This is a genomic window from Streptomyces sp. NPDC002734 (assembly GCF_040295685.1).
In the GTDB taxonomy this organism is placed as follows: domain Bacteria; phylum Actinomycetota; class Actinomycetes; order Streptomycetales; family Streptomycetaceae; genus Streptomyces.
Genome location: NZ_JBEOVU010000003.1, coordinates 95,603 through 117,242, shown reverse-complemented (window position 1 = coordinate 117,242; position 21,640 = coordinate 95,603). Strand labels below are relative to the sequence as shown.

20 protein-coding genes and 1 pseudogene are annotated in these 21,640 nt (G+C 72.0%); 11 read left to right on the top strand and 10 right to left on the bottom strand.

All coding sequences use genetic code 11. The features are described from left to right. Window positions 1-10 precede the first annotated feature (10 nt). The 3 genes from pta to pyk all read left to right on the top strand — a co-directional run bounded on the left by pta (window position 11) and on the right by pyk (window position 4,943). Entirely contained in the window at window positions 11-2,215 is a 2,205-nt protein-coding gene (gene pta / locus ABT026_RS03880) for a phosphate acetyltransferase (protein ID WP_351111852.1), read from the top strand. Continuing rightward, window positions 2,212-3,441: an acetate kinase gene (locus ABT026_RS03875; RefSeq protein WP_351111850.1), complete on the top strand. Its 1,230-nt coding sequence runs from the start codon at window positions 2,212-2,214 to the stop codon at window positions 3,439-3,441. Before pta ends, ABT026_RS03875 begins: the two co-directional genes overlap by 4 nt. Window positions 3,442-3,512: 71 nt before the next feature. Then, window positions 3,513-4,943 carry a pyruvate kinase gene (gene pyk, locus ABT026_RS03870; RefSeq protein WP_351111848.1) on the top strand — a complete coding sequence of 477 codons (1,431 nt, stop codon included), beginning with the start codon at window positions 3,513-3,515 and terminating at the stop codon, window positions 4,941-4,943. A gap of 104 nt (window positions 4,944-5,047) precedes the next feature. Here the strand turns inward: pyk and icmA are convergent, their stop codons facing one another. The 4 genes from icmA to ABT026_RS03850 form a co-directional block, all read right to left on the bottom strand. Then, a complete protein-coding gene (gene icmA / locus ABT026_RS03865) occupies window positions 5,048-6,748 on the bottom strand; it encodes a coenzyme B12-dependent isobutyryl-CoA mutase large subunit (protein WP_351111846.1) in 1,701 nt (566 codons plus the stop codon). Between the two features lie 168 nt (window positions 6,749-6,916). After that, window positions 6,917-7,258, bottom strand: a complete 342-nt coding sequence (locus tag ABT026_RS03860; protein ID WP_351111844.1) for a DUF3817 domain-containing protein — start codon at window positions 7,256-7,258, stop codon at window positions 6,917-6,919. A gap of 66 nt (window positions 7,259-7,324) precedes the next feature. Further along, complete coding sequence (locus tag ABT026_RS03855) at window positions 7,325-7,834, bottom strand: MarR family winged helix-turn-helix transcriptional regulator (RefSeq protein ID WP_351111843.1); 510 nt, start codon at window positions 7,832-7,834, stop codon at window positions 7,325-7,327. A gap of 22 nt (window positions 7,835-7,856) precedes the next feature. Next, complete coding sequence (locus ABT026_RS03850; RefSeq protein ID WP_351111841.1) at window positions 7,857-8,483, bottom strand: TetR/AcrR family transcriptional regulator; 627 nt, start codon at window positions 8,481-8,483, stop codon at window positions 7,857-7,859. A gap of 234 nt (window positions 8,484-8,717) precedes the next feature. Here ABT026_RS03850 and ABT026_RS03845 point away from each other — a divergent pair, with 234 nt between their 5' ends. The 4 genes from ABT026_RS03845 (at window position 8,718) to ABT026_RS03830 (ending at window position 13,045) form a co-directional block, all read left to right on the top strand. Further along, the gene (locus tag ABT026_RS03845; protein WP_351111839.1) at window positions 8,718-9,695 is read left to right on the top strand and encodes a tetratricopeptide repeat protein; all 978 of its coding nucleotides are present in this window, start codon (window positions 8,718-8,720) and stop codon (window positions 9,693-9,695) included. Window positions 9,696-10,409: 714 nt separating this feature from the next. Then, the gene (locus ABT026_RS03840) at window positions 10,410-11,039 is read left to right on the top strand and encodes a DUF6230 family protein (RefSeq protein WP_351111837.1); all 630 of its coding nucleotides are present in this window, start codon (window positions 10,410-10,412) and stop codon (window positions 11,037-11,039) included. Window positions 11,040-11,142: 103 nt separating this feature from the next. Continuing rightward, window positions 11,143-11,766 carry a DUF6114 domain-containing protein gene (locus tag ABT026_RS03835; protein ID WP_351111835.1) on the top strand — a complete coding sequence of 208 codons (624 nt, stop codon included), beginning with the start codon at window positions 11,143-11,145 and terminating at the stop codon, window positions 11,764-11,766. Next, window positions 11,756-13,045: a hypothetical protein gene (locus ABT026_RS03830; RefSeq protein WP_351111833.1), complete on the top strand. Its 1,290-nt coding sequence runs from the start codon at window positions 11,756-11,758 to the stop codon at window positions 13,043-13,045. Before ABT026_RS03835 ends, ABT026_RS03830 begins: the two co-directional genes overlap by 11 nt. 638 nt (window positions 13,046-13,683) lie before the next feature. Here the strand turns inward: ABT026_RS03830 and ABT026_RS03825 are convergent. The 6 genes and pseudogenes from ABT026_RS03825 to ABT026_RS03800 all read right to left on the bottom strand — a co-directional run. Further along, window positions 13,684-15,459: pseudogene (locus ABT026_RS03825) on the bottom strand (glycosyltransferase family 2 protein); the annotation flags it as partial. A gap of 233 nt (window positions 15,460-15,692) precedes the next feature. Beyond that, the gene (locus ABT026_RS03820; RefSeq protein WP_351112179.1) at window positions 15,693-16,364 is read right to left on the bottom strand and encodes a TetR family transcriptional regulator; all 672 of its coding nucleotides are present in this window, start codon (window positions 16,362-16,364) and stop codon (window positions 15,693-15,695) included. Window positions 16,365-16,486: 122 nt separating this feature from the next. Continuing rightward, on the bottom strand, window positions 16,487-17,173 hold the full coding sequence (locus ABT026_RS03815; protein WP_351111831.1) for a DUF4166 domain-containing protein: 687 nt from the start codon (window positions 17,171-17,173) through the stop codon (window positions 16,487-16,489). Further along, window positions 17,170-17,931 carry an SRPBCC family protein gene (locus ABT026_RS03810; RefSeq protein WP_351111830.1) on the bottom strand — a complete coding sequence of 254 codons (762 nt, stop codon included), beginning with the start codon at window positions 17,929-17,931 and terminating at the stop codon, window positions 17,170-17,172. The genes ABT026_RS03815 and ABT026_RS03810 overlap by 4 nt, the downstream gene beginning before the upstream one ends. 210 nt (window positions 17,932-18,141) lie before the next feature. Then, entirely contained in the window at window positions 18,142-18,438 is a 297-nt protein-coding gene (locus ABT026_RS03805; RefSeq protein ID WP_351111828.1) for an MTH1187 family thiamine-binding protein, read from the bottom strand. After that, on the bottom strand, window positions 18,435-18,788 hold the full coding sequence (locus ABT026_RS03800) for a DUF3817 domain-containing protein (RefSeq protein WP_351111826.1): 354 nt from the start codon (window positions 18,786-18,788) through the stop codon (window positions 18,435-18,437). The genes ABT026_RS03805 and ABT026_RS03800 overlap by 4 nt, the downstream gene beginning before the upstream one ends. Window positions 18,789-19,001: 213 nt before the next feature. Here ABT026_RS03800 and ABT026_RS03795 point away from each other — a divergent pair, with 213 nt between their 5' ends. The 4 genes from ABT026_RS03795 (at window position 19,002) to ABT026_RS03780 (ending at window position 21,636) form a co-directional block, all read left to right on the top strand. Beyond that, the gene (locus ABT026_RS03795) at window positions 19,002-19,634 is read left to right on the top strand and encodes an AIM24 family protein (protein WP_351112177.1); all 633 of its coding nucleotides are present in this window, start codon (window positions 19,002-19,004) and stop codon (window positions 19,632-19,634) included. Then, window positions 19,634-20,284, top strand: a complete 651-nt coding sequence (locus tag ABT026_RS03790) for an AIM24 family protein (RefSeq protein ID WP_351111824.1) — start codon at window positions 19,634-19,636, stop codon at window positions 20,282-20,284. The genes ABT026_RS03795 and ABT026_RS03790 overlap by 1 nt, the downstream gene beginning before the upstream one ends. After that, window positions 20,281-21,072 (top strand): AIM24 family protein, encoded by a 792-nt coding sequence (locus tag ABT026_RS03785; RefSeq protein ID WP_351111822.1) that lies wholly within the window; start codon window positions 20,281-20,283, stop codon window positions 21,070-21,072. Before ABT026_RS03790 ends, ABT026_RS03785 begins: the two co-directional genes overlap by 4 nt. An 87-nt stretch (window positions 21,073-21,159) precedes the next feature. Next, window positions 21,160-21,636, top strand: a complete 477-nt coding sequence (locus ABT026_RS03780; RefSeq protein WP_351111820.1) for a MarR family winged helix-turn-helix transcriptional regulator — start codon at window positions 21,160-21,162, stop codon at window positions 21,634-21,636. Window positions 21,637-21,640 lie beyond the last annotated feature (4 nt).

Genomic DNA, 21,640 nt, shown 5'->3' with positions numbered 1-21,640 from the left:
AGACCCCCGCGTGACGCGCAGCGTGTACGTGACCGGCATCGACCGCGGCGACGGCCGCCAGGTCGTGGACCTGGGGGTGATGGAACTCCTCACCCGTCAGGTCGACCGCGTCGGCGTCTTCCGCCCACTCGTGCACGACGGCCCCGACCGCCTCTTCGAGCTCCTGCGGGCCCGCTACCGGCTCGGCCAGGAGCCGGCCACCGCGTACGGCATGTCCTACGAGGAGGCCACCGCGCTTCAGGCCGAACGCGGCCTGGACGAGCTCGTCACCGCCCTGGTCGACCGGTTCCACGCCGTCGCCGACGCCTACGAGGTGGTCCTCGTGCTCGGCACCGACTTCACCGGCGCCAACCTGCCCGACGAGCTGGGGCTCAACGCCCGGCTGGCCAACGAGTTCGGGGCGTCGGTGATCGGCGTGGTCGGCGGCCGGGGCCAGAGCGCCGAGGCGGTGGCCGACGAGACCCGCAACGCCTGGCGCGCCTACCAGAACCTGGGCTGCGACGTCCTCGCGATGATCGCCAACCGGGTCGCCCCGGAGGACCGCGACGCCGTGGCCGGACTCCTGGACCGGCGGCTCGACGAGCGGCACGGCCTGCCGGGCTACGTGCTGCCCGACGAACCCGCGCTGTCCGCGCCCACGATGGGTCAGATCGCGCACGCCCTGGGCGCCGAGGTGCTGCTCGGCGACGCGGCGGGCCTGGCCCGGGACGCGCTCGGCTTCGTCTTCGGCGGCGCCACCCTGCCCAACCTGCTCAAGGCGCTGACCCCCGGCTGCCTGATCATCGCCCCCGGCGACCGGACCGACCTGGTGATGGGCGCGCTGGCCGCGCACAGCGCCGGCTCGCCGCCCATCGCCGGCGTGGTGCTCACCCTGGGCATCCTGCCCGACCCCGACCTGATGGCGCTCGCCGCGCGGCTGGCCCCCGGCACCCCGGTGCTGTCCGTGCGGGAGAACAGCTTCCCCACCGCGGAGCGGCTGTTCACCATGGAGGGCAAGCTCAACGCGGCCACCCCGCGCAAGGCGGAGACGGCGCTGGGCCTCTTCGAACGGCACGTCGACGTGGCCCGTCTGCGCACCCTGGTCTCCGCGCCCAGCAGCGGCCGCGTCACCCCGATGATGTTCGAGCACGGCCTGATCGAGCGGGCCCGCGCCGACAAGCGCCGCGTGGTGCTCCCCGAGGGCACCGAGGAGCGGGTGCTGCGCGCCGCCGAGGTGCTGCTGCGCCGCGGGGTCTGCGAGCTGACGCTGCTCGGGCCGGCCGAGCAGATCCGCAAGAAGGCCGCCGACCTGGGCCTGGACATCGCCGACGCCGAGCTGATCGACCCGCAGACCTCCGAGCTGCGCGAGTCCTTCGCCCACCGCTACGCCGCGCTGCGCGCCCACAAGGGCGTCGGCTTCGACCTGGCCCACGACGTGGTCTCGGACGTCAACTACTTCGGCACCCTGATGGTGCTGGACGGCTTCGCCGACGGCATGGTCTCCGGCTCGGTGCACTCCACCGCCGCGACCATCCGTCCCGCCTTCGAGGTGATCCGGACCCGCCCGGACGCGGAGCTGGTCTCCTCGGTCTTCTTCATGTGCCTGGCCGACCGGGTGCTGGTCTACGGCGACTGCGCGGTCAACCCGGACCCGGACGCCGCCCAGCTCGCCGACATCGCCCTTCAGTCGGCGGAGACCGCCGCCCAGTTCGGGGTGGAGCCGCGGATCGCGATGCTGTCCTACTCGACCGGGGCCTCCGGCTCCGGCGCCGACGTCGAGAAGGTCCGGCAGGCCACCGAGCTGGTGCGCGAGCGGCGCCCGGACCTGCCGGTGGAGGGGCCGATCCAGTACGACGCCGCCGTGGAGCCGAGCGTGGCCGCGACCAAGCTGCCCGGGTCCCGGGTGGCGGGGCAGGCCACCGTGCTGATCTTCCCGGACCTCAACACCGGCAACAACACCTACAAGGCGGTCCAGCGTTCGGCCGGCGCCATCGCCGTCGGCCCGGTGCTCCAGGGCCTGCGCAAGCCGGTCAACGACCTGTCCCGGGGCGCCCTGGTGCAGGACATCGTCAACACCGTGGCCATCACGGCCGTCCAGGCCCAGCAGCCGGCGCCCGGCGCCGCCGCGACGCCCGGCCCCGCCCCCGGCGCGACGGCCGCCCCCGCGGACACCGCACCCGCCCCCGCCCCCGCCCCCGAAGAGACCGACCGCGCGCAGAAGGGGAGCCGGTCATGACCGCCACCCGTGTCCTCGTCCTCAACACCGGCTCGTCCTCGGTGAAGTACCAGCTCCTCGACATGGCCGACCGGTCCCGGCTGGCGGTGGGCCTCGTCGAGCGGATCGGCGAGGAGTCCGGACGCATCAAGCACACCCTGGTCAACGGCCCTCAGGGCAAGGAGCGCACCCGGGAGACCACCGGCCCGGTCCCCGACCACGAGGCCGCGCTGGAGGCCGTCGCCGACGAGCTGGCCCGCGACGGCCTGGGCCTGGACTCCCCGGAGCTGGCCGCCGTCGGTCACCGGGTGGTGCACGGCGGCAAGCGGTTCACCGAGCCCACGCTGATCGACACGGCCGTGGTCAACGAGATCGAGCGGCTCTCCCCCGTCGCCCCGCTGCACAACCCGGCCAACCTCACCGGCATCCGCACCGCCCAGAAGCTGCGCCCGGACCTGCCCCAGGTGGCCGTCTTCGACACCGCCTTCCACTCGACGATCCCGGAGGCGGCGGCCCGTTACGCGATCGACGTGGAGACCGCGGACCGGCACCGGGTGCGCCGCTACGGCTTCCACGGCACCTCGCACGCCTACGTCTCGCGCGCCGCGGCGAAGCTGGTGGGCAAGGACCCGGCCGAGGTGAACGTCATCGTGCTGCACCTGGGCAACGGCGCCTCGGCCTCCGCGGTGCGCGGCGGGAGGTGCGTGGAGACGTCCATGGGGCTGACCCCGCTGGAGGGCCTGGTCATGGGCACCCGCTCCGGGGACCTGGACCCGGCGGTGGTCTTCCACCTGATGCGGGTGGGCGGCATGAGCGCCGACGAGATCGACGTCCTGCTCAACAAGCGGTCCGGGCTCGTGGGGCTGTGCGGCGACAACGACATGCGGGAGATCCGCCGCCGGGTGGACGAGGGCGACGAGGCGGCGAAGCTGGCCTTCGACGTCTACGTGCACCGGCTGCGCAAGTACGTCGGGGCGTACTACGCGGTCCTCGGCCGGGTGGACGTGGTCGCCTTCACCGCGGGGGTCGGCGAGAACTCCGCCCCGGTGCGGGCCGCGGCCCTCGAAGGGCTCGAAGGGCTCGGCCTCGCGGTGGACGAGCGGCTCAACTCCGCGCGCGCCGACGGACCCCGGGTCATCTCGCCCCCGCACCTGCCCGTGGCGGTCGCGGTGGTGCCCACCGACGAGGAACTGGAGATCGCCGCGGAGACGTACGAGCTGGTCACGGGCGCCCGGCGGAGACCCTGAGGGCGAGGGCCGCCGGCAAGCTACCGCCGGGTATTTATTCCGCTGCGAAACAAACGGATAGGATCCCTTCCATGCGCCGTTCGAAGATCGTCTGTACTCTCGGCCCCGCGGTCGACTCCCATGAGCAACTGGTCGCGCTGATCGAAGCGGGGATGAATGTCGCCCGCTTCAACTTCAGCCATGGCTCCCACGAGGAACATCAGGGCCGCTACGACCGGGTCCGCACCGCCTCGCAGGAGACCGGCCGCCCGGTGGGCGTGCTCGCCGACCTCCAGGGCCCGAAGATCCGCCTGGAGACCTTCGCCGAGGGTCCCGTGGAGCTGGTGCGGGGCGACGAGTTCACCATCACCACCGAAGACGTGCCCGGCGACAAGTCGATCTGCGGCACCACCTACAAGGGCCTGCCCGGCGACGTGAACCGCGGCGACCAGATCCTGATCAACGACGGCAACGTCGAGCTCAAGGTCCTGGACGTCGAGGGCCCGCGGGTGCGCACCATCGTCATCGAGGGCGGGGTGATCTCCGACCACAAGGGCATCAACCTGCCCGGCGCCGCGGTGAACGTCCCCGCGCTGTCCGACAAGGACATCGACGACCTGCGCTTCGCGCTGCGGATGGGCGCCGACCTGGTCGCCCTCTCCTTCGTCCGGGACGCCGACGACGTGCGCGACGTCCACAAGGTGATGGACGAGGTGGGCCGCCGGGTCCCCGTCATCGCCAAGGTGGAGAAGCCGCAGGCGGTGGAGAACATGGAGGCCGTGGTGGCGGCCTTCGACGGCGTCATGGTGGCCCGTGGCGACCTGGCCGTGGAGTACCCGCTGGAGAAGGTCCCGATGGTGCAGAAGCGCCTGGTGGAGCTGTGCCGGCGCAACGCCAAGCCGGTGATCGTGGCGACCCAGATGATGGAGTCGATGATCACCAACTCCCGTCCGACGCGCGCCGAGGCCTCCGACGTGGCCAACGCGATCCTGGACGGCGCGGACGCGGTGATGCTCTCCGCCGAGTCCAGCGTGGGCGCGTACCCGATCGAGACGGTCCGCACCATGTCGCGGATCGTCCAGGCCGCGGAGGAGGAGCTCCTCTCCAAGGGCCTTCAGCCGCTGGTGCCGGGCAAGAAGCCGCGCACCCAGGGCGGTTCGGTGGCCCGCGCGGCCGCCGAGATCGCCGACTTCCTCGGCGGCAAGGGCCTGGTCGCCTTCACCAAGTCCGGTGACACCGCCCGCCGCCTGTCCCGCTACCGGGCCTCGCAGCCGATCCTCGCCTTCACCACCGAGGAGTCCGCCCGCAACCAGCTCTGCCTGAGCTGGGGCGTGGAGCCGCACGTGGTGCCGTTCGTCAACAGCACCGACGAGATGGTCGAGCTGGTCGACCAGGAGCTGACGCGGCTGGGCCGCTTCGAGCCGGGCTCCGTCGTGGTCATCACCGCCGGTTCGCCCCCCGGCGTCCCCGGCACCACCAACATGGTCCGGGTCCTGCACCTCGGCGCCGACGGCGCCAGCTGACGCGAGGAACCCCAGGGGGAGGCGGCTAGGAAGCCGCCTCCCCTTTGGCGTGGCCAAAATTCGCGCTGGGGCGTGGAAAAACGGGCGCACCCCCAGGGGCAGATTCAGAAGCCCGCAGGCTCGGTGTAGACGCCCCACTCGTCGCGGAGGACGTCGCAGATCTCGCCCAGGGTGGCTTCGGCGCGGACCGCCTCGACCATCGGTCCGATCATGTTGGCGCCGGAGCGCGCCGCGGCCAGCATCGCGTCCAGCGAGGCCCGCACGGCGGCCTCGTCGCGGGCGGCGCGGCGCTCGCCCAGCGCCCGCACCTGCTCGCGCTCGACCTCGTGGCTGACCCGCAGGATCTCCAGGTCGCCGGTGACCGAGCCGGTGTGGGCGTTGACGCCGACGACCCGCTTGTCGCCCTTCTCCAGGGACCGCTGGTACTGGAAGGCGGCCTCGGCGATCTCCCCGGTGAACCAGCCGTCCTCGATGCCGCGCAGGATGCCGGAGGTGATCGGGCCGATCGGGTGCCTGCCGTCCGGGTGGGCGCGCAGGCCGCGTTCCCTTATCTGCTCGAAGATCTTCTCCGCGTCCGCCTCGATGCGGTCGGTGAGCTGCTCGACGTACCAGGAACCGCCCAGCGGGTCGGTCACGTTGGCGACGCCGGTCTCCTCCATCAGCACCTGCTGGGTGCGCAGCGCGATCTCCGCCGCCTGCTCGCTGGGGAGCGCGAGGGTCTCGTCGAGGGCGTTGGTGTGCAGCGAGTTGGTGCCGCCGAGCACCGCGGCCAGGGCCTCCACGGCCGTGCGGACCACGTTGTTGTACGGCTGCTGGGCGGTGAGCGAGACGCCGGCGGTCTGGGTGTGGAACCGCAGCCACTGGGCCTTCTCGGTCTTCGCCCCGTACACGTCGCGCATCCAGCGGGCCCAGATGCGGCGGGCGGCGCGGAACTTGGCGATCTCCTCGAAGAAGTCCACGTGGGCGTCGAAGAAGAAGCTGAGGCCGGGCGCGAAGACGTCCACGTCCAGGCCCCGGCTGAGGCCGAGCTCGACGTAGCCGAAGCCGTCGGCCAGCGTGTAGGCCAGCTCCTGCGCGGCCGTGGAGCCGGCCTCACGGATGTGGTAGCCGGAGACCGAGAGCGGCTTGTAGGCCGGGATGCGCTCGGCGCAGTACTCCATCAGGTCGCCGATCAGGCGCAGGTGGGGCTCCGGCTCGAAGAGCCACTCCTTCTGCGCGATGTACTCCTTGAAGATGTCCGTCTGCAGCGTGCCGTTGAGCACCGACGGGGCGACGCCCTGGCGCTCGGCGGCCACCAGGTACATGCAGAAGACCGGGACGGCCGGGCCGCTGATGGTCATCGAGGTGGTGACGTCGCCCAGCGGGATGTCCTGGAAGAGGACCTCCATGTCGGCGGCGGAGTCGATGGCGACGCCGCAGTGGCCGACCTCGCCCAGCGAGCGCGGGTCGTCGGAGTCGCGGCCCATCAGCGTCGGCATGTCGAACGCCACGGACAGTCCCCCGCCGCCGTTGGCGAGGATCATCTTGTAGCGCTCGTTGGTCTGCTCGGCGTTGCCGAAGCCGGCGAACTGGCGGATGGTCCAGGTGCGGCCCCGGTAACCGGTCGGGTACAGGCCCCGGGTGAAGGGGTACTCACCGGGCCAGCCGATCCGCTCGAACCCCTGGTAGACGTCACCGGGGCGCGGACCGTAGACCGGCTCGACGGGGTCTCCGGAGAGCGTGGTGAAGTCGGCGTCCCGCTTGCGCGCGGAGTCGTACCGGGCCTGCCAGCGACGGCGGCCCTCCTCGATGGCTTCAGCGTCCATACCTACAAGTTACTTGGACGTCCTAGTAAATGTCGACGCCGGACGGTCGCGCCGTGCCGGGGCACCACCGGATTCCCCCTGTCGGGCCTGGTGGGACGGGGTGAGGCCCCTCCGCGAGGCCCGCGAAAAAGAAGGCCGCGCCGGGACGGGCGCGGCCTCGGGGAGAGGTCAGACCTTGGCGGTGGCGGGCGCGGCGCCGTCGGACACCCGGGGCTCCAGCTCGCGAGTGACCTTGCGCTCGACGACGAACGCCGCGACGGGGATGGTGCCCGCGAGCAGCACCCGCACCTGCTTGCCGACCTTCCAGCGGGCCTTGGAGCCCAGGTCGAAGGCGAAGACCAGGTAGAGCACGTAGAGCCAGCCGTGCGCGATGCCCACGATCTGGGTGAAGTCGGCGGCGCCGTCGAGGTCCAGCACGTACTTGCCGACCACGCCGAGGCACAGAAGGATGAGCAGCACACCGGTGACGTAGGACATCACGCGGTAACGGGTCAGCACGGCTTTTCTCATGCCTACGAGGGTAACCGCGGATTTTGCGCGATCTTGACGCGGCCCCCGGCCTCCCGGACCGGCCGCTCAGGCCTCCTCGAAGTCCCCGGCCGCCACCCGCAGGGGGCGCAGCAGGGCGAAGATCTCCCCGCACTCCTCGGCGTCGTAGGCGCCCAGGCCGAAGTCCATGGCCATCAGGTCGCGGGTGGCCGCGTCCACCACCTCGCGGCCCTTGTCGGTGATGCCCGCCAGCGTGCCGCGCCCGTCGTCCGGGTTGGGCCGCTTGGCGACGAGCCCGGAGCGGACCAGGCGGTCCACCGTGTTGGTCACCGAGGTCGGATGGACCATCAGGCGCTCACCGATCTTGGACATCGGCAGTTCCCCGCTCTTGGAGAAGGTGAGCAGCACCAGCGCCTCGTAGCGGGCGAAGGTCAGGCCGTAGGGCTTGACGACGGCGTCCACCTCGGCGAGCAGGATCTGGTGCGCGCGCATGATCGAGGTGATCGCGGACATGGAGGGAACGCCGCCCCACCGCTGCTTCCACAGTTCGTCGGCGCGCGCGATGGGGTCGAAGGCAAGACTGAGCGGCTTCGGCACGACGCCGACGATACCCGCCGGGTCAGCGGCCGGCGGGGCCGGAGCCGAGGCCGGCGAGCAGCAGGGCGGTGAAGTCGCGCGCCCAGACCTCGTCGACCGGACCGGCGCTCACCAGGCTGCGGTGCACCACGGCGCCGGCGACCACGTCGAAGATCAGGTCGAAGGAGCGGTCGGCCGCCTCGGGGTCGGGGTCGGGCGGAAGTTCGCCGCGGCGCTGCGCCCTGGCCTTGCCCTCGCGGACCAGCCGCTTCTGGCGCTCCACGATCGAGGTGCGGATGCGCTCGCGCAGTGTGGCGTCGAGCGTCGACTCGGCCACCACGGCCATCAGCCCGCTGCGCGCCTCGGGGCGGGCCAGGATGGCCGCGAACCGCAGCACCACCCCCTCGATGTCGGCGGCCAGGCTGCCGCGGTCGGGGAGTTCGAGCTCGTCGAAGAGTTCGGCCACCGCGTCCACGACCAGTTCGTTCTTGCCGGGCCAGCGGCGGTACAGGGTCGTCTTGGCGACGCCGGCCCGCAGCGCGACGTCGCCCAGGGTGAGCCGGGACCAGCCGAGTTCGACCAGCGCCTCGCGGGTGGCGGCGAGGATCGCGGCGTCGGCGGCGGCGCTGCGGGGCCGGCCGGTCCGGGGTGCGGGCGTGCTGCGGGGCATGACACACGACGATACGGCCGTGAGGCAGATCACGCCGGGGGTGGTGGGGCGAGGGGCCGGAGGATGGTTACGCTACGACTCGTAGCGAAAGCCGGGTCCTGCCCGGCCGAGCGACAACCACATTTGGCGTCAGGTGGGGACCCGACGCCCTTCGAGGGGGCCGTTTCCGGCTCCTTTCTCCCACGCTCCCCTGACGGTTTCCGCCGGGGTGCGCCGACAGGGGAGGATAGGCGCATGCAGCCACGGAACATGTCCATGAGCGGAGTGGTCGACCTCGCCGCCGTGAAGGCGGCCCAGGAGGCCAAGGCGAAGGCGGAGCAGGCGCGGGCGGAGGCCGCCCGCCGGGGCGGCGCCGGCGCCGTCTCCCCCGCCGACCTGGTGTACGACGCCGACGAGGCCGGCTTCGAGCGCGACGTCCTGCAGAAGTCCACCGAGGTGCCCGTCGTCCTCGACTTCTGGGCCGAGTGGTGCCAGCCCTGCAAGCAGCTGAGCCCGGTGCTGGAGCGGCTGGCCGTCGAGTACAACGGCCGTTTCGTCCTGGCCAAGGTGGACGTCGACGCCAACCAGATGCTGATGCAGCAGTTCGGGATCCAGGGGATCCCGGCGGTCTTCGCGGTGGTCGCCGGGCAGGCGCTGCCGCTCTTCCAGGGCGCCGCGCCGGAGACGCAGATCCGCGAGACCCTCGACCAGCTGATCGCGGTCGGCGAGCAGCGCTTCGGCCTGACCGGCCTGACCGTCGACCCGGAGGCCGAGCCGGGCGGCCAGGCCGACGCCGTCGCGGCCGCGCCCCAGGGACCGCACGACGCCGTGCTCGAGGCGGCGGCCCTGGCGCTGGACGCCGGGGACCTGGGCGGCGCGATCCGCGCCTACCGCAACGTGCTCTCCGACGACCCGGGCAACGAGGAGGCCAAGCTGGGTCTCGCCCAGGCCGAACTCCTGGAGCGCGTGCAGGGCCTGGACCCGCAGGCCGTACGGCGGGACGCCGCCGAGAAGCCGGCCGACGCCACCGCGCAGATCGCCGCGGCCGACCTGGACCTGGTGGGCGGTCACGTCGAGGACGCCTTCGGGCGCCTCATCGACACCGTGCGGCGGACCGCCGGGGACGACCGGGAGGCCGTGCGCGTGCGGCTGCTGCAGATGTTCGAGGTCGTCGGGGGCGAGGACCCGCGGGTGGTCGCCGCGCGGCGCGCGCTGGCGCGCGCCCTCTTCTAGAACGCGGGACCCCCGGCACGGGGGACGCGGGCACACCCGGCCGGGGCGGGACGGAAGTCGACGACTTCCGTCCCGCCCCGGCCGTTTCGGCCTCAAGGGTGCGGGGAAAACATGTGGCCGGCGTGAAGAGAGCCGCCCGAGGGACGCGTTGCGGCCACGCTTTGCCAAATCTTGGGAAAACACTCAGCTGTTACTGGCAGTAAATCTTGCCGACCATCCTGCCCGGCTCCGCCGTGTTTTGCCCGGCTTTGCCATGGGATGGACCGCCACCCTCCGTCGTGGACCGGGGCGAGACGGGTGATCCACGGCCATCTCACCGTTACCAGCGGGTAACGAGACCCCTTGCGGGGGCGCGCAGAATGCACAACGATCGGCGACGCTCGGTCCTCTTCCGTGTCCCCGACAACCAATCGGGACCGCGGAACACAGGGTCCCCACCGAGCAGGTGCGGCGTCACCGAGACGCCGCACCTAGGACAGGGGGGTCTTCGCCGGTGGCGGAGCCTGTCCGAAAAGGTCGCACGGGACCACCTGTCCGGTGCGGCCAGTGGTTGTCGCTCGGGGGTGATCGCCGGTGATTCGGGCGCATACCGCGCTGTACGAGAAACAGGCGCTCTCCTTCCCGAGGACGTAGCACTTCTCCCATCCCTGCCCGGTACGGGCCGCCATCGGCGGCAGCCGGGACCAGGAGATGTACGTCCGAGAAGGAGGACATATGCAGTCCCAGCTGCGCGGCGGTACCAGATGGAAGCGGTTCGCCGTCGTCATGGTGCCCAGCATCGCCGCCACGGCCGCGATAGGCGTCGGCCTGGCCCAGGGCGCGCTCGCCGCGTCGTTCAGCGTCTCCGGCCAGTCGTTCAAGGTGACGACCGACCGGCTCGAAGGCAAGGGCTTCAACCAGTACGGCTCCCTGGCCCAGGGTGTCGACCTCGAAGGCAACAAGGCGCTCCACCCGGTCGCCGTCTCCGCCTTCAAGAGCGCCGACATCACCAACATGTGCCAGTCCGTCGTGACGCCGCACGTGCCGGTCTTCGGCAACGTCAGCCTCCGGCTGACCGCGGGTACCGGTGAGAAGCCGGTCCACGCCGAGAACCTGTACCTCGACGTCGAGAGCCTCGAGACCACCTCGGCCGAGTTCCGCAACATCGACATCGGTGTGGCGGCCGGTCAGGCCACCAAGGGTCCCGAGCTCGCCGCGGGCACCAACGCCAACGGTTTCGCCCAGCACGCCAGCGAGGCCACCCTCACCGGTGTGAAGCAGACCGCGTGGGCGACCACCGCCGGCACCTTCAACCTCAGCAACCTGAAGCTGTCGCTGAAGCCGGGTGTCCACGAGTGCTACTGAGCACTCGCTGACGGGCGAGGGAGCCTCACGGCTCCCCCGCTCGTCCCAGCACCACGCACCATCACACTCATCACGGCAACGCCGTTCCAGGGAGCTGTTTTCCATGAGCGCCGAGACTCCTGCCGCGCCCGGTCGTGAACGCCTTCGGGTCATCCGGCGGAACTTCCGCACGTGGCGGGGCACGCGGCCGTTCTGGGCCGGCCTGTTCGTCATGATCGCCGGTCTGCCCATCGGGTACTTCCCCTACGCCGACCTGCACATCGGCAACCTCACCATGACCATGGCCACCACCGCCGGGGCCGGCTCGCTGATCATCGGCGTGCTGCTCGGGGTGCTGGGTTTGTGTCTGTGGTTCCAGCGGCACATCCAGATCTTCTGCGGTGTCGCGGCGATCCTGCTGGGCCTGGTCTCCATCCCGGTGTCCAACCTCGGCGGCTTCTTCATCGGCTTCCTGTTCTCGCTGATCGGCGGCGCCATGGCGATCGCCTGGGCGCCGGGCCGTCCGGAGGAGACCGAGCGGACGGCCGACGCCGAACCGCTCGCCGGTGAGCCGGAGCACGCCGCCGCGGCCGTGTCGTTCGCGAAGGACGACGCCGCGCAGGACGAGCACGGCTTCGGCACCGTCAACGCACGGCTCCCCGAGGCGCGCCGTCCCGCCGACGAGTGGGACGAACTGTCAAGCACCAACCCGGCCAACGAGGTGAACGGGAGGCACAGTGCCGGCTGACGAGGAGGTCCACGGCCCGGCCGTGGACGAGTCGGACGCGAGAACGGGGCCCCGCCACGCGGCGCCCAGGAAGCCGCTGCGCGCCCGGGTTCGCATCCCCGGCGGCAAGGTGATGGCCATCGCCGCCATGCCGACCGCGGTCCTCATGGGCATGGGCTTCACGCCGACGCTCGCCCAGGCCGACGACCGGCCCGACCTTCCCAAGGGTTCCCTGACCGCGGAGGAGTTCCAGGCCTGCGTCGAGGTGCTGGAGGAGGCCGAGAAGGGCGACGCCCCCGAGGACGACAAGACCCCGGAGACCGGCGAGGAGAAGCCCGCGCCCGGCGACCAGGACGAGGACACGGGCGGCGACAAGCCCCCGGCCTCCGAGGAGCCGGAGCCGGAGGAGCCCAAGCCCACCGAGCCCGCCCCAGAGGAGCCCGCGCCGACCGACCCCGCCCCCGAGGAGCCGGCCCCCGCCGAGCAGGAGGCCGACAAGCCGAACGTCCTCGAGGACATCGGCAACGCCCTCGGCGACCTGCTCGACGGCCCCGATTCCCAGCAGGACGACGCCGCCGAGGCCGAGGAGCCGGCCACCGAGCCCGCCGAGGCCGAGGAGGGGACGGCTCCCGCCGACTCCCCGGAGGCCGGCGCCGAGGCGGACTCCGACGCCGGGAAGGACGCGGACTCCGAGAAGGCCGCCGACGCTCCCAAGGAGGCCGTCGAGGAGACCGCCAAGGCCCTGGAGAAGGCCGCGGAGGACGAGAAGGCCGCCGAGGAGGGCGAGGCCGTCGAGGAGACGGCCGAGGAGCCCGCGATCGACCCCGAGGACTGCCCCGTCGCCACCGACGAGGAGGGCGGCCTCGAGAACATCGTGGCGCTGCCCGACCAGCCGTGGGAGCTGCAGGCCAGCTCGCTGCTGCTCAAGGGCGCCAAGTACGAGGGCGTCGTCAAGGTGAAGACGGCCGACGGCACCGTCAAGAAGGTGCTGAAGTACGTCGTCAAGGACGGCACGGACATCGGCGACCTGCACCAGGTCGTGCACGACACGCAGAACAAGAAGACGCACCACGCGGTCGCGGGCAAGGGCACCACGTCCACCATCCGCGGCGGTGACACGGTGATGTACACGGAGTCCATCTCCGGCAACCTGCTGGGGCTGATCCCGGTGACGTTCTCCCCGGAGAACCCGCCGCCGCTGGACATCCCGATCATCTACTTCACCAAGGTGAAGGTGGTCCAGGCCGGCCAGTTCGGCGGCAACCTGACCATTCCGGGTCTGCGCCAGTACGCCGACTAGGCGACCGCGCCCCGCGAGAACGGTGAGAAGTGCCCCCACGGCCCATCGGGCCGTGGGGGCACTTCTCGTGGGGGCCTACGAGATCCACCGAGTCAGATCATCGTCGGCTTCCCGTCCTGGGCGCCGCCGGTGAGCGGGGTCCGGTCGGGGGTGGTGGCGGCCGTCACCACCGAGGTCGCGGTCGCGACCGCGGAGCCGGTGGGGAGCGCCGCGCCGGCGAGACCGGAGCCGACGGGCGGCACGGGCAGCGCGGCCGCGGCGGGGCCGCCCGCGAAGGCCGGCAGCGGACGGCGGCCCGGCTGCCCGGGCTCGTGACCGGTCCCGGCGGCCCGCTCACCGAGCACGGCGTGCACCGGCAGGGACGTGGCCTGCAGCGCGGGCACCGGGTACATGGCCGGCAGCACGGGCTGCAGCGGCTCGGCGAAGGGCTGCGACGGGCGGACGTCGGCGGGCGGGACGGGCTCCGGCGCGGGATCGGCCGGGACGGGCGCCTCCTGACTCGCCGCCGCCCCGACGGGAACGGCTGCCGGTACGGCGGCCGGCACGGGCCGCACCGGCGGTTCCGGTGCGGCGGCCGGCTCGGGCTCCGCCGGGGCGCCCACCGGGACCGGCTCCGGCGCGGGCGTGGCGTCCGCGCCCTGCGACGCGGCGGGCACGGCGGTGACGTCGGCCGCGGTGACCGGCGCGGTGTCGGGGAGCGTGACCGGCACGGTGACCGGGGCGGCGACGCGGCGGCGACGGGCCTCGGCCGCCACCGTGTACCGCCAGATCACGACCGGGGAGAGGGCGATCACCAGGGCGAGCACCGCCCAGGTGCGCATCGCCGCGTGGGTGTGGCCGAGCATCTCGGAGGCCACCAGCGAGACGGCCAGCACCGCCGCCCAGAACAGGTGCACCCGGAAGGTGAGCAGCCGGTCCGCACTGCTGTCGCCGCCCTTGGGGGTGACCACGAAGCGGCACGGGCGGCGGGTCAGGGCGGCCGTGAAGGACTTCAGGTAGATCGGCGCGGAGATCGCCGACATGGCCATCCCGGCGAGGCCGCCGGATCCCTTCGGCTCGTGCGGCGAGACGTTGTGCCGCCGGTTCCAGAGGTAGAGGCCGATCTGCAGGGCGGCGGCGTCGCTGTAGAGCATCAGCCACACCGACGTGGAGACCGAGGTGCCGGAGGCGCCGAACCACATGAACAGGACGCAGCTGAAGACGCCCAGGAACCAGTTGACCGCGGTCATCGGGTAGTAGCAGACCATCAGCGAGTACTGGAACAGCCGGCCGTACGGCATGCTGAACGGCGCCTTCCAGAACTGCTTGAAGAGCGTCTCGTAGGTGCCGCGCGACCACCGCATCTGCTGGGTGAAGAAGTCGGTCCACGAGGTCGGGCCCTCGCCGACGGCCAGCACGTCCGGGGTGTAGACCGAGCGCCAGCGCCGCCGGGTGCCGGGGTTGCGGGTGCGGTGGAGCTCGAACCCGGTGGCCATGTCCTCGGTGATGGAGTCGTACAGGCCGCCGATCTGCTTCACGGCGGAGATCCGCACGACGTTGTTGGTGCCGACGAACATCGGCGCCCGGTAGCGGTTGCCCGCCCGCTGGATCAGCGCGTGGAACAGGTACTGCTGCGACTCCGCGGCCTTGGTCACGGGGTTGGTGTAGTTGCCGTAGACCTGCGGCCCGACCACGAAGGCCACGTCCGGGTCGCGGAAGTAGCCGAGCATCCGCTCCAGGAAGTTGGGCAGCGGCACGTGGTCGGTGTCGACGGAGGCGAAGAAGTCGTACTCGTCGCCGTGGGCGTCCAGCCAGGCGTTGTAGTTGCCGTGCTTGGTCTTCGCCTTGTGGTGGCCGGTGGGGCGGTTCCAGCGGTCGACGCCCTTGCGGGAGAAGTGGCGCACGCCCAACTCCCGGCACAGGGCCTTGGCCTCGTGGTCGTCGCCCTCGTCGAGGAGCCAGACGTCCAGGTGGCCGTCGTGGGTGATGCGGGTCGCGCCCTCCAGGGTGGCGCGGAGCATCGACAGCGGCTCCTTGCCGGGGACGTAGGTGGTGATGAAGGCGACCCGGGTGCCGGGCGCGGGGGTCACGGGCACGGGGTCGCGGGCGACCATCGTGGCGTGGGCGACGGAGAAGACGTTCACGACCATGAAGAACTCGATCAGCCCGATCCCTATCAGCATGGCCGTGTCGAGCACGGCCAGCCAGAGCTGGGTCTCGTCACGCTGCACCCAGTGCGTGGGCCACACCAGGTAGACCAGCAGCAGGCCGGTGAGCAGCGGGGCGAGCGCCATCATCGCGACGGCGCGCCACCGATGGGGCTCGCGTGCGAGCAGCGACGTGTACCGCACCCGGTAGGGCTCGTCGGCGGGTGGCTCGGTGAGCGGGCCCGCCAGTCGGCTATGGGTGTCGTAGTCGTAGCCCTCCGGCAGCACAGCACCCTCCAATGATCGAATCCGCGCTTCGCTGATCGATTTTTCGAAGCCCGGGTTCGGAGATCGAAGATCGGCGATCAGGAACGGACAAGATGCTATCCACACAAAAATGGATATTCCGGGAGCTGTCGACTTGGGCGCGTCCGGGCGCGGAGGGCCGCGGGAGGGTGATCCGGGGGTGCGGCGGGCCGAGGTCGGCCCGGTGTACCCGGTGACCGGCGAGGTTCCCGGCGCTACGGCGTGTCGGTCGGCCCTCGACCGGAAACCGCTCGTTCGGCCGAAGGGGACGACCGCTTAGGGCGAGCGACGCTGCGGCGCAGATGGGCACGGACCGCGCGCTGCGCGACGGGGCCCAGGGCGTCGACGGCGGAGACCAGGTCCGCCAGCCGCTCGAGGGCGTCCAGGGCGCGGGTCGCCCCCTCGGGGTCGGCGCCCTCGTAGAGCTCCAGGCCGACGAAGGAGGCGGCGATCGCGCGGGCCAGCCCCTCGGGGTCGGCGAACTCGCCGAACGGGGTGGCCGCCAGCACCCGGCGCAGCACCCGCTCGATCTCGGTGATCCACATGTCGAGCCCGGCGGCGGTGGCCGGCCCGAGGCGGGCGTGGGTCTGGGCGCCGGCCAGCATCTGGCCGATCAGCGCCACGTGGCCGGAGGCCCGCTCGGTGTCGTGGATCTCCCGCCCCAGGGCCAGCAGCCCGGACAGCGAGGTCACCTCGGCGAGCCGCTCCCGGTACCGGGCGACCCGCTCCTCCGCGCCGTGCCGGCAGGCGGCGGCGAGCAGCTCGTCCATCGACCCGAAGTGGTAGAAGACCAGCGCCTGGTTCACCCCGGCCGCGGCCGCCACGGACCGGGCGGACACCTTGGCGATGCCGTGCTCGGCGAGGGTGTGCAGGGTCCCCTCCAGCAGCCGGGTCCGGGTGTCGGGCGCGGCTCCCGCCGCCTGGGCGGCGCCCGCCCCGGCGGTTCCGCCCGCACTCCCCTGCTCCGCGCCGGGGCCTGGTCCGGGGGCAGCGTCCCGGTCCGCGGGGATCACGCCCGGGCCTCCTCTCGCACCGGCCGCAGCCCGGCGCGCACGCCGTGGCGGGCGGCCTCGGTGTACTCGGCCGTGAAGGAGCCCTCGTAGCCGAAGAGCGGGCCGACGTACCGGTTGACCACACGGACGCGGATCGAGAAGCGCCCCGTGGCGTCGTCGAACGCCTCCCGCACCTCCGCCTCGCCACCGACGAGCCCGGGGACGCGGAGGTCCAGCGGTCCCTCACGGAACCGGTGCTCGCCGGAGCGGATGATCAGCTCACCCTCGTCCCCCGCGGCGAGGTACAGGTCGCTCGCCAGGTGCTGGTGGGTGCCCAGGTAGTCCAGCACCCGGTCGCCGCGCGGTCCCATGACCATCTGCGCGTCGAAGCGGCGGGGACCGTCGGCCAGCTGGAAGGTCCGCACGAAGCTGACCGTCTCCCGGCCGAAGGAGTCGGTGTAGGGAACGTTCTCGATCACGAAGGGCACGTTCCGTCCCTGTCTCGGGACCAGGATGTTCCGGGTGGCGCCGAGCGCCAGGAACGGCCGGACGAAGCGGCCGCCGTGCCAGATCCGGTCCATCACCCCGGTCCCGACGCAGGCCTCGCCGCTGTCCAGGCCGACGGAGAACCGGCGCCGCAGCTCGGGGTGGAGCCGTCCGAAGTCCGCGCCCATCACCCGGCGGAAGATCGAGCCGTGGCTCATGACATGGGCCCTTCCAGGCGCAGGAGCAGACGGGGGGCGCGCACCCGCAGGGGCGGGGTGCGCAGGCAGCGGCGGGCGGCCGGGGTGCCGGGCAGCGGGGTCTTGATCAGGGCGAGCGTGAGGGCGACGGCGGCCGCCAGCGGCAGCGCGAAGACGGTGCCGGGGCCCAGCGGCCCGGTCAGCGCGGCGATCTGCAGCGGCCCGGCCAGCAGCACGGCGCAGGAGGCGGCGATCACCAGGGCACGCACGGCCATCTCGGCGATCCAGTTCAGCAGCGCGCGCTCCGGGCTGATCCCGCGCTCCAGCCAGAGCCGCAGCCGGTCGAAGGACCAGGCGGTGGCCCAGCCCATCAGACGGCGGAACACCAGCCGGTCGAGCAGGGCGCCGGCCCGTCCCCAGCGCGGGCGGTAGTCGTAGCCGGTGAGGAAGCGCACCCCGTCGCCGTCCGGCACGTAGCGCCAGTAGCCGCTGCCCTCGGCGAGCGGCGAGAGCGGGTGCGGGCAGGAGAAGCGCAGCGCGGAGGTGCGCGTGCCGTCGGGCCGCTCCCGCTCCCCCGCCGAGACGCCGGTGCCGGCCACGGTCAGCCCCGGCAGCACCCGGGTGGCGTAGCGGAACCGCACCGGGGCGCCCTCCGGCCCGGGCAGCGGCTGGATCTCCGTGAAGCGCAGGTCCCAGCGCTGGTGACAGGCCGGGTCCTGGGTGAGCCGCCAGAGCTCGTCGAAGTCCGCGCCGACCGTGGCCTCCACGTAGATCCCCATCGTGAACTCCCCCTCCCTGCCCTGCGTTTGAGCGACCGCTCAAGTGCCGAGAGCAGAAACGTACACCCGTTTGAGCAGTCGCTCAATACAGCGGGAGCGACGGACACACGACCCGCGGGCGCGCCCGTGAGCGGGCCGCGACGCGAGAAGCCCCGGCCGCAGGGGCCGGGGCTTCTCGCACGGGTGGGGCGCGGGTGAAGAGGGCGCGGGTCAGTCCGCCGCGAGGTGGCGCTCCACCGTCTCGACCTTGGAGGTCAGCCCGTCCCGCACACCGGGGCGGATGTCCGCCTTGAGCACCACCGAGACCCGCGGCGCGCGCGCCTCGACGGCCGCCACCGCGCGCTTGACGACGTCCATGACCTCGTCCCACTCACCCTCGACGGAGGTGAACATGGCGTCGGTGCGGTTCGGCAGACCGGACTCGCGGACCACGCGGACGGCGTCGGCGACGTACTCGCCGACGTCCTCGCCCACACCCAGCGGCGTCACGGAAAAAGCGACGATCATGCTGCTGCCGTTCCCTTCGTCATCTCCTTGCGGGCCCGCGCCGCGATGACCGCGTCCTCCGTCTCACGCCGCAGCCGGCGCTCGGCGTAGAACCCGCCGAACGGCAGCACACCGAGCACGAAGTAGAGCGCGCCGGTCCCGATGGACCACTTGGCCCGGTACCAGGCGTCCGCCCAGAACAGGACGTACAGGATCCACAGCACGGCGTGGATCGCCCCCAGCGCCGGCACGGCGTTGAACTCGGTGGTGCGCTTGAGGACCGAGCACACCAGCAGCAGGAGGAAGGACACCGCCTCGGGCGCCGACACCAGGCGGAGGCGGCGGAGGGCGGCAGCGGTCTTGAGATCCACGGATCACCTTCGGTCGGAAGAACGTCACACCTTGTGAATGTGCGCACAAGCGGGCCTCGCCCATTGTGGCATCCCCTGGTCGGCTCAACGGGTGAGGGGCTTCACAGGTTCCCGGACCGTGTCCTCGGGGGCCCCTGAGAGGATTTTCGGGGCCACGGACCTCGCCCCGGCCTGTCCCCCGGGCCCGCCTGCGGATACCGTCGCCTGGTGGCGATGTTCCGACTTCAGGGGAGCAAGGTACTCGCCGTCGAGATGACCGGGGACTCCGTGCGTGCGAAGAACGGGTCGATGGTCGCCTACGACGGGGAGATGGCCTTCAAGAAACTCAGCGGCGGGGGCGAGGGCCTGCGCGGCATGGTGACCCGCCGGCTGACCGGCGAGCAGATGACGCTGATGGAGGTGAAGGGGCGGGGCACCTGCTGGTTCGCGGACCGGGCGTCCGAGATCAACCTGGTGAGCCTGCAGGGCGACAAGCTGTACGTGGAGTCGAGCAACCTGCTGGCCACCGACGCGGGGCTGCGCACCGGCACCACCTTCACGGGTCTGCGCGGCGCCTCCCAGGGCAACGGCCTGTTCACCACCACCGTCGAGGGACACGGCCAGGCGGCCCTGATCTCCGACGGACCGGCCGTGGTGCTGCGGGTCTCGTCGCAGTACCCGCTGTCCGTGGACCCGGGGGCGTACGTCGCCCACCAGGGCAACCTGCGGCAGACGCTGCAGTCGGGGGTGACCTTCCGGACCTTCCTCGGCGAGGGCGGCGGCGAGGCCTTCCAGATGCGGTTCGAGGGGGACGGCCTGGTGTACGTCCAGCCGAGCGAGCGCAACACGATCGCGGGTGACGTCTGATGCCGTTCCGCGAGGTCAACTCCAAGATGGTCGAGGCCACGGTCCTGCCGGGGCAGACCATGTACAGCCAGCGCGGCGCGATGCTGGGCTACCGCGGCGAGGTCTCCTTCACGCCCAACCTGCAGGGCGGGCAGGGCGGCCTGGCCTCCATGATCGGCCGCCGGGTGGCGAACGAGGCGACGCCGCTGATGACGGTCGAGGGCAACGGCACGGTGCTGTTCGGCCACGGCGGCCACCACGTGCACGTCGTGACGCTCACCGGCGAGACCCTGTACGTCGAGGCCGACCGGCTGCTCGCCTTCGACGGGACGCTCCGCCAGGGCACCATGTTCATGGGCTCGCAGGGCGGCGTGATGGGCATGGTCCGCGGCCAGGTCACCGGGCAGGGCCTGTTCACCACCACCCTCCAGGGCCACGGCTCGGTCGCCGTGATGGCCCACGGCGGCGTCTTCGAGCTCCAGGTGACTCCGCAGCGCCCGGTCCACGTCGACCCGCAGGCCTACGTCGCCCACCGCGGCGACCTGCGCAACAAGCTGTCCACGGCACTCGGCTGGCGCGACATGGTCGGCCGCGGCTCCGGCGAGGCCTTCCAGCTGGAGCTCAGCGGCAGCGGCACGGTGTACGTCCAGGCCTCGGAGGAGAAGCTGTGACCGTCCCGGTCTTCGACCCCGCCACGCTCCCGGCGGACGACAACGTCAACCCGTACACCTTCTGCGTGGAGCTCAAGGGCTCCCAGTGGTTCCTGCAGAAGGGCAAGATGATCGCCTACTACGGGCAGATCGAGTTCAACGGCATCGGCCACGGGGCGCTGGAGCGCCTGGTGCGCACCAGCTTCCACTCCCCGCTGCACGCGGGCGACTGGGTGGTGGCGCAGGGCTCCGGCAAGATGCTGCTGGCCGACCGGGCCTTCGACGTGAACTCCTTCGACCTCGACGAGGGCAACCTCACCATCCGGGCCGGCAACCTGCTCGCCTACCAGCCCAGCCTGGCGCTCAAGCAGTCCATCGTGCCCGGCTTCCTCACGCTGATCGGCACCGGGAAGTTCGTCGCCGCGTCCAACGGGCCGGTGGTCTTCATGGAGCCGCCGATGCGGGTGGATCCGCAGGCCCTGGTCGGCTGGGCCGACTGCCCGTCGCCGTGCCACCACTACGACCACGGGTACGTGCGGGGCGTGATGGGCGGCCTGCGCGCGATGACCGGGCTCGGCGGGGCCAGCGGCGAGGAGCACCAGTTCGAGTTCGTCGGGGCCGGGACGGTGCTGCTCCAGTCCAGCGAGACGCTGATGCCGGAGCAGGCGACCGGGGCGGTTCCGCACGAACCGGGTGTACCGGGCGGCGGTGCGGGGCACGGGGGTACCGGGGGGCAGGGTCCGCTCGGGACGGGCATGCCGCGGATGCCCGGACAGCTGGGCGATCTGCAGCGGCGGTTCGGTCTCTGAGTCCGACGGTGTGATCCGCCTCGCGTTCGCCTCCGGTGGACGTCCCCCAGTAGTCCAGATTTCAACATCTTAGGTAGACTGGGGTCCATGGAGAGCGAGACGGACACGAGGTGGCTGACGGCCGAGGAGCAGTGCGCCTGGCGCACCCATCTGGAGGTCAACCGGCTGCTCACGCACCAGCTGGAGCGTGACCTTCAGCCGTTCGGCCTGACGATGAACGACTACGAGATCCTGGTCAACCTCTCCGAGGCGGAGGGGCGGCGGCTGCGCATGAGCGACCTGGCCGCGGGCACGCTGCAGTCCAAGAGCCGCCTGTCGCACCAGATCACGCGGATGGAGAACGCGGGGCTGGTGCGGCGGGAGAACTGCGAGTCGGACCGGCGTGGGCTGTTCGCCGTGCTGACCGAGCAGGGCCTGGAGACGATGCGGAAGGTCGCCCCGCACCACGTCGCCTCGGTGCGCCGCCACTTCCTCGACCTGCTCCCCGCCGAGGCCCTCGGTTCCCTCTCCGCCGCCCTCACCCCCATCGCCGGCCACCTCCGCTCCCAGCGCTCGCGGCCGTAGTCCC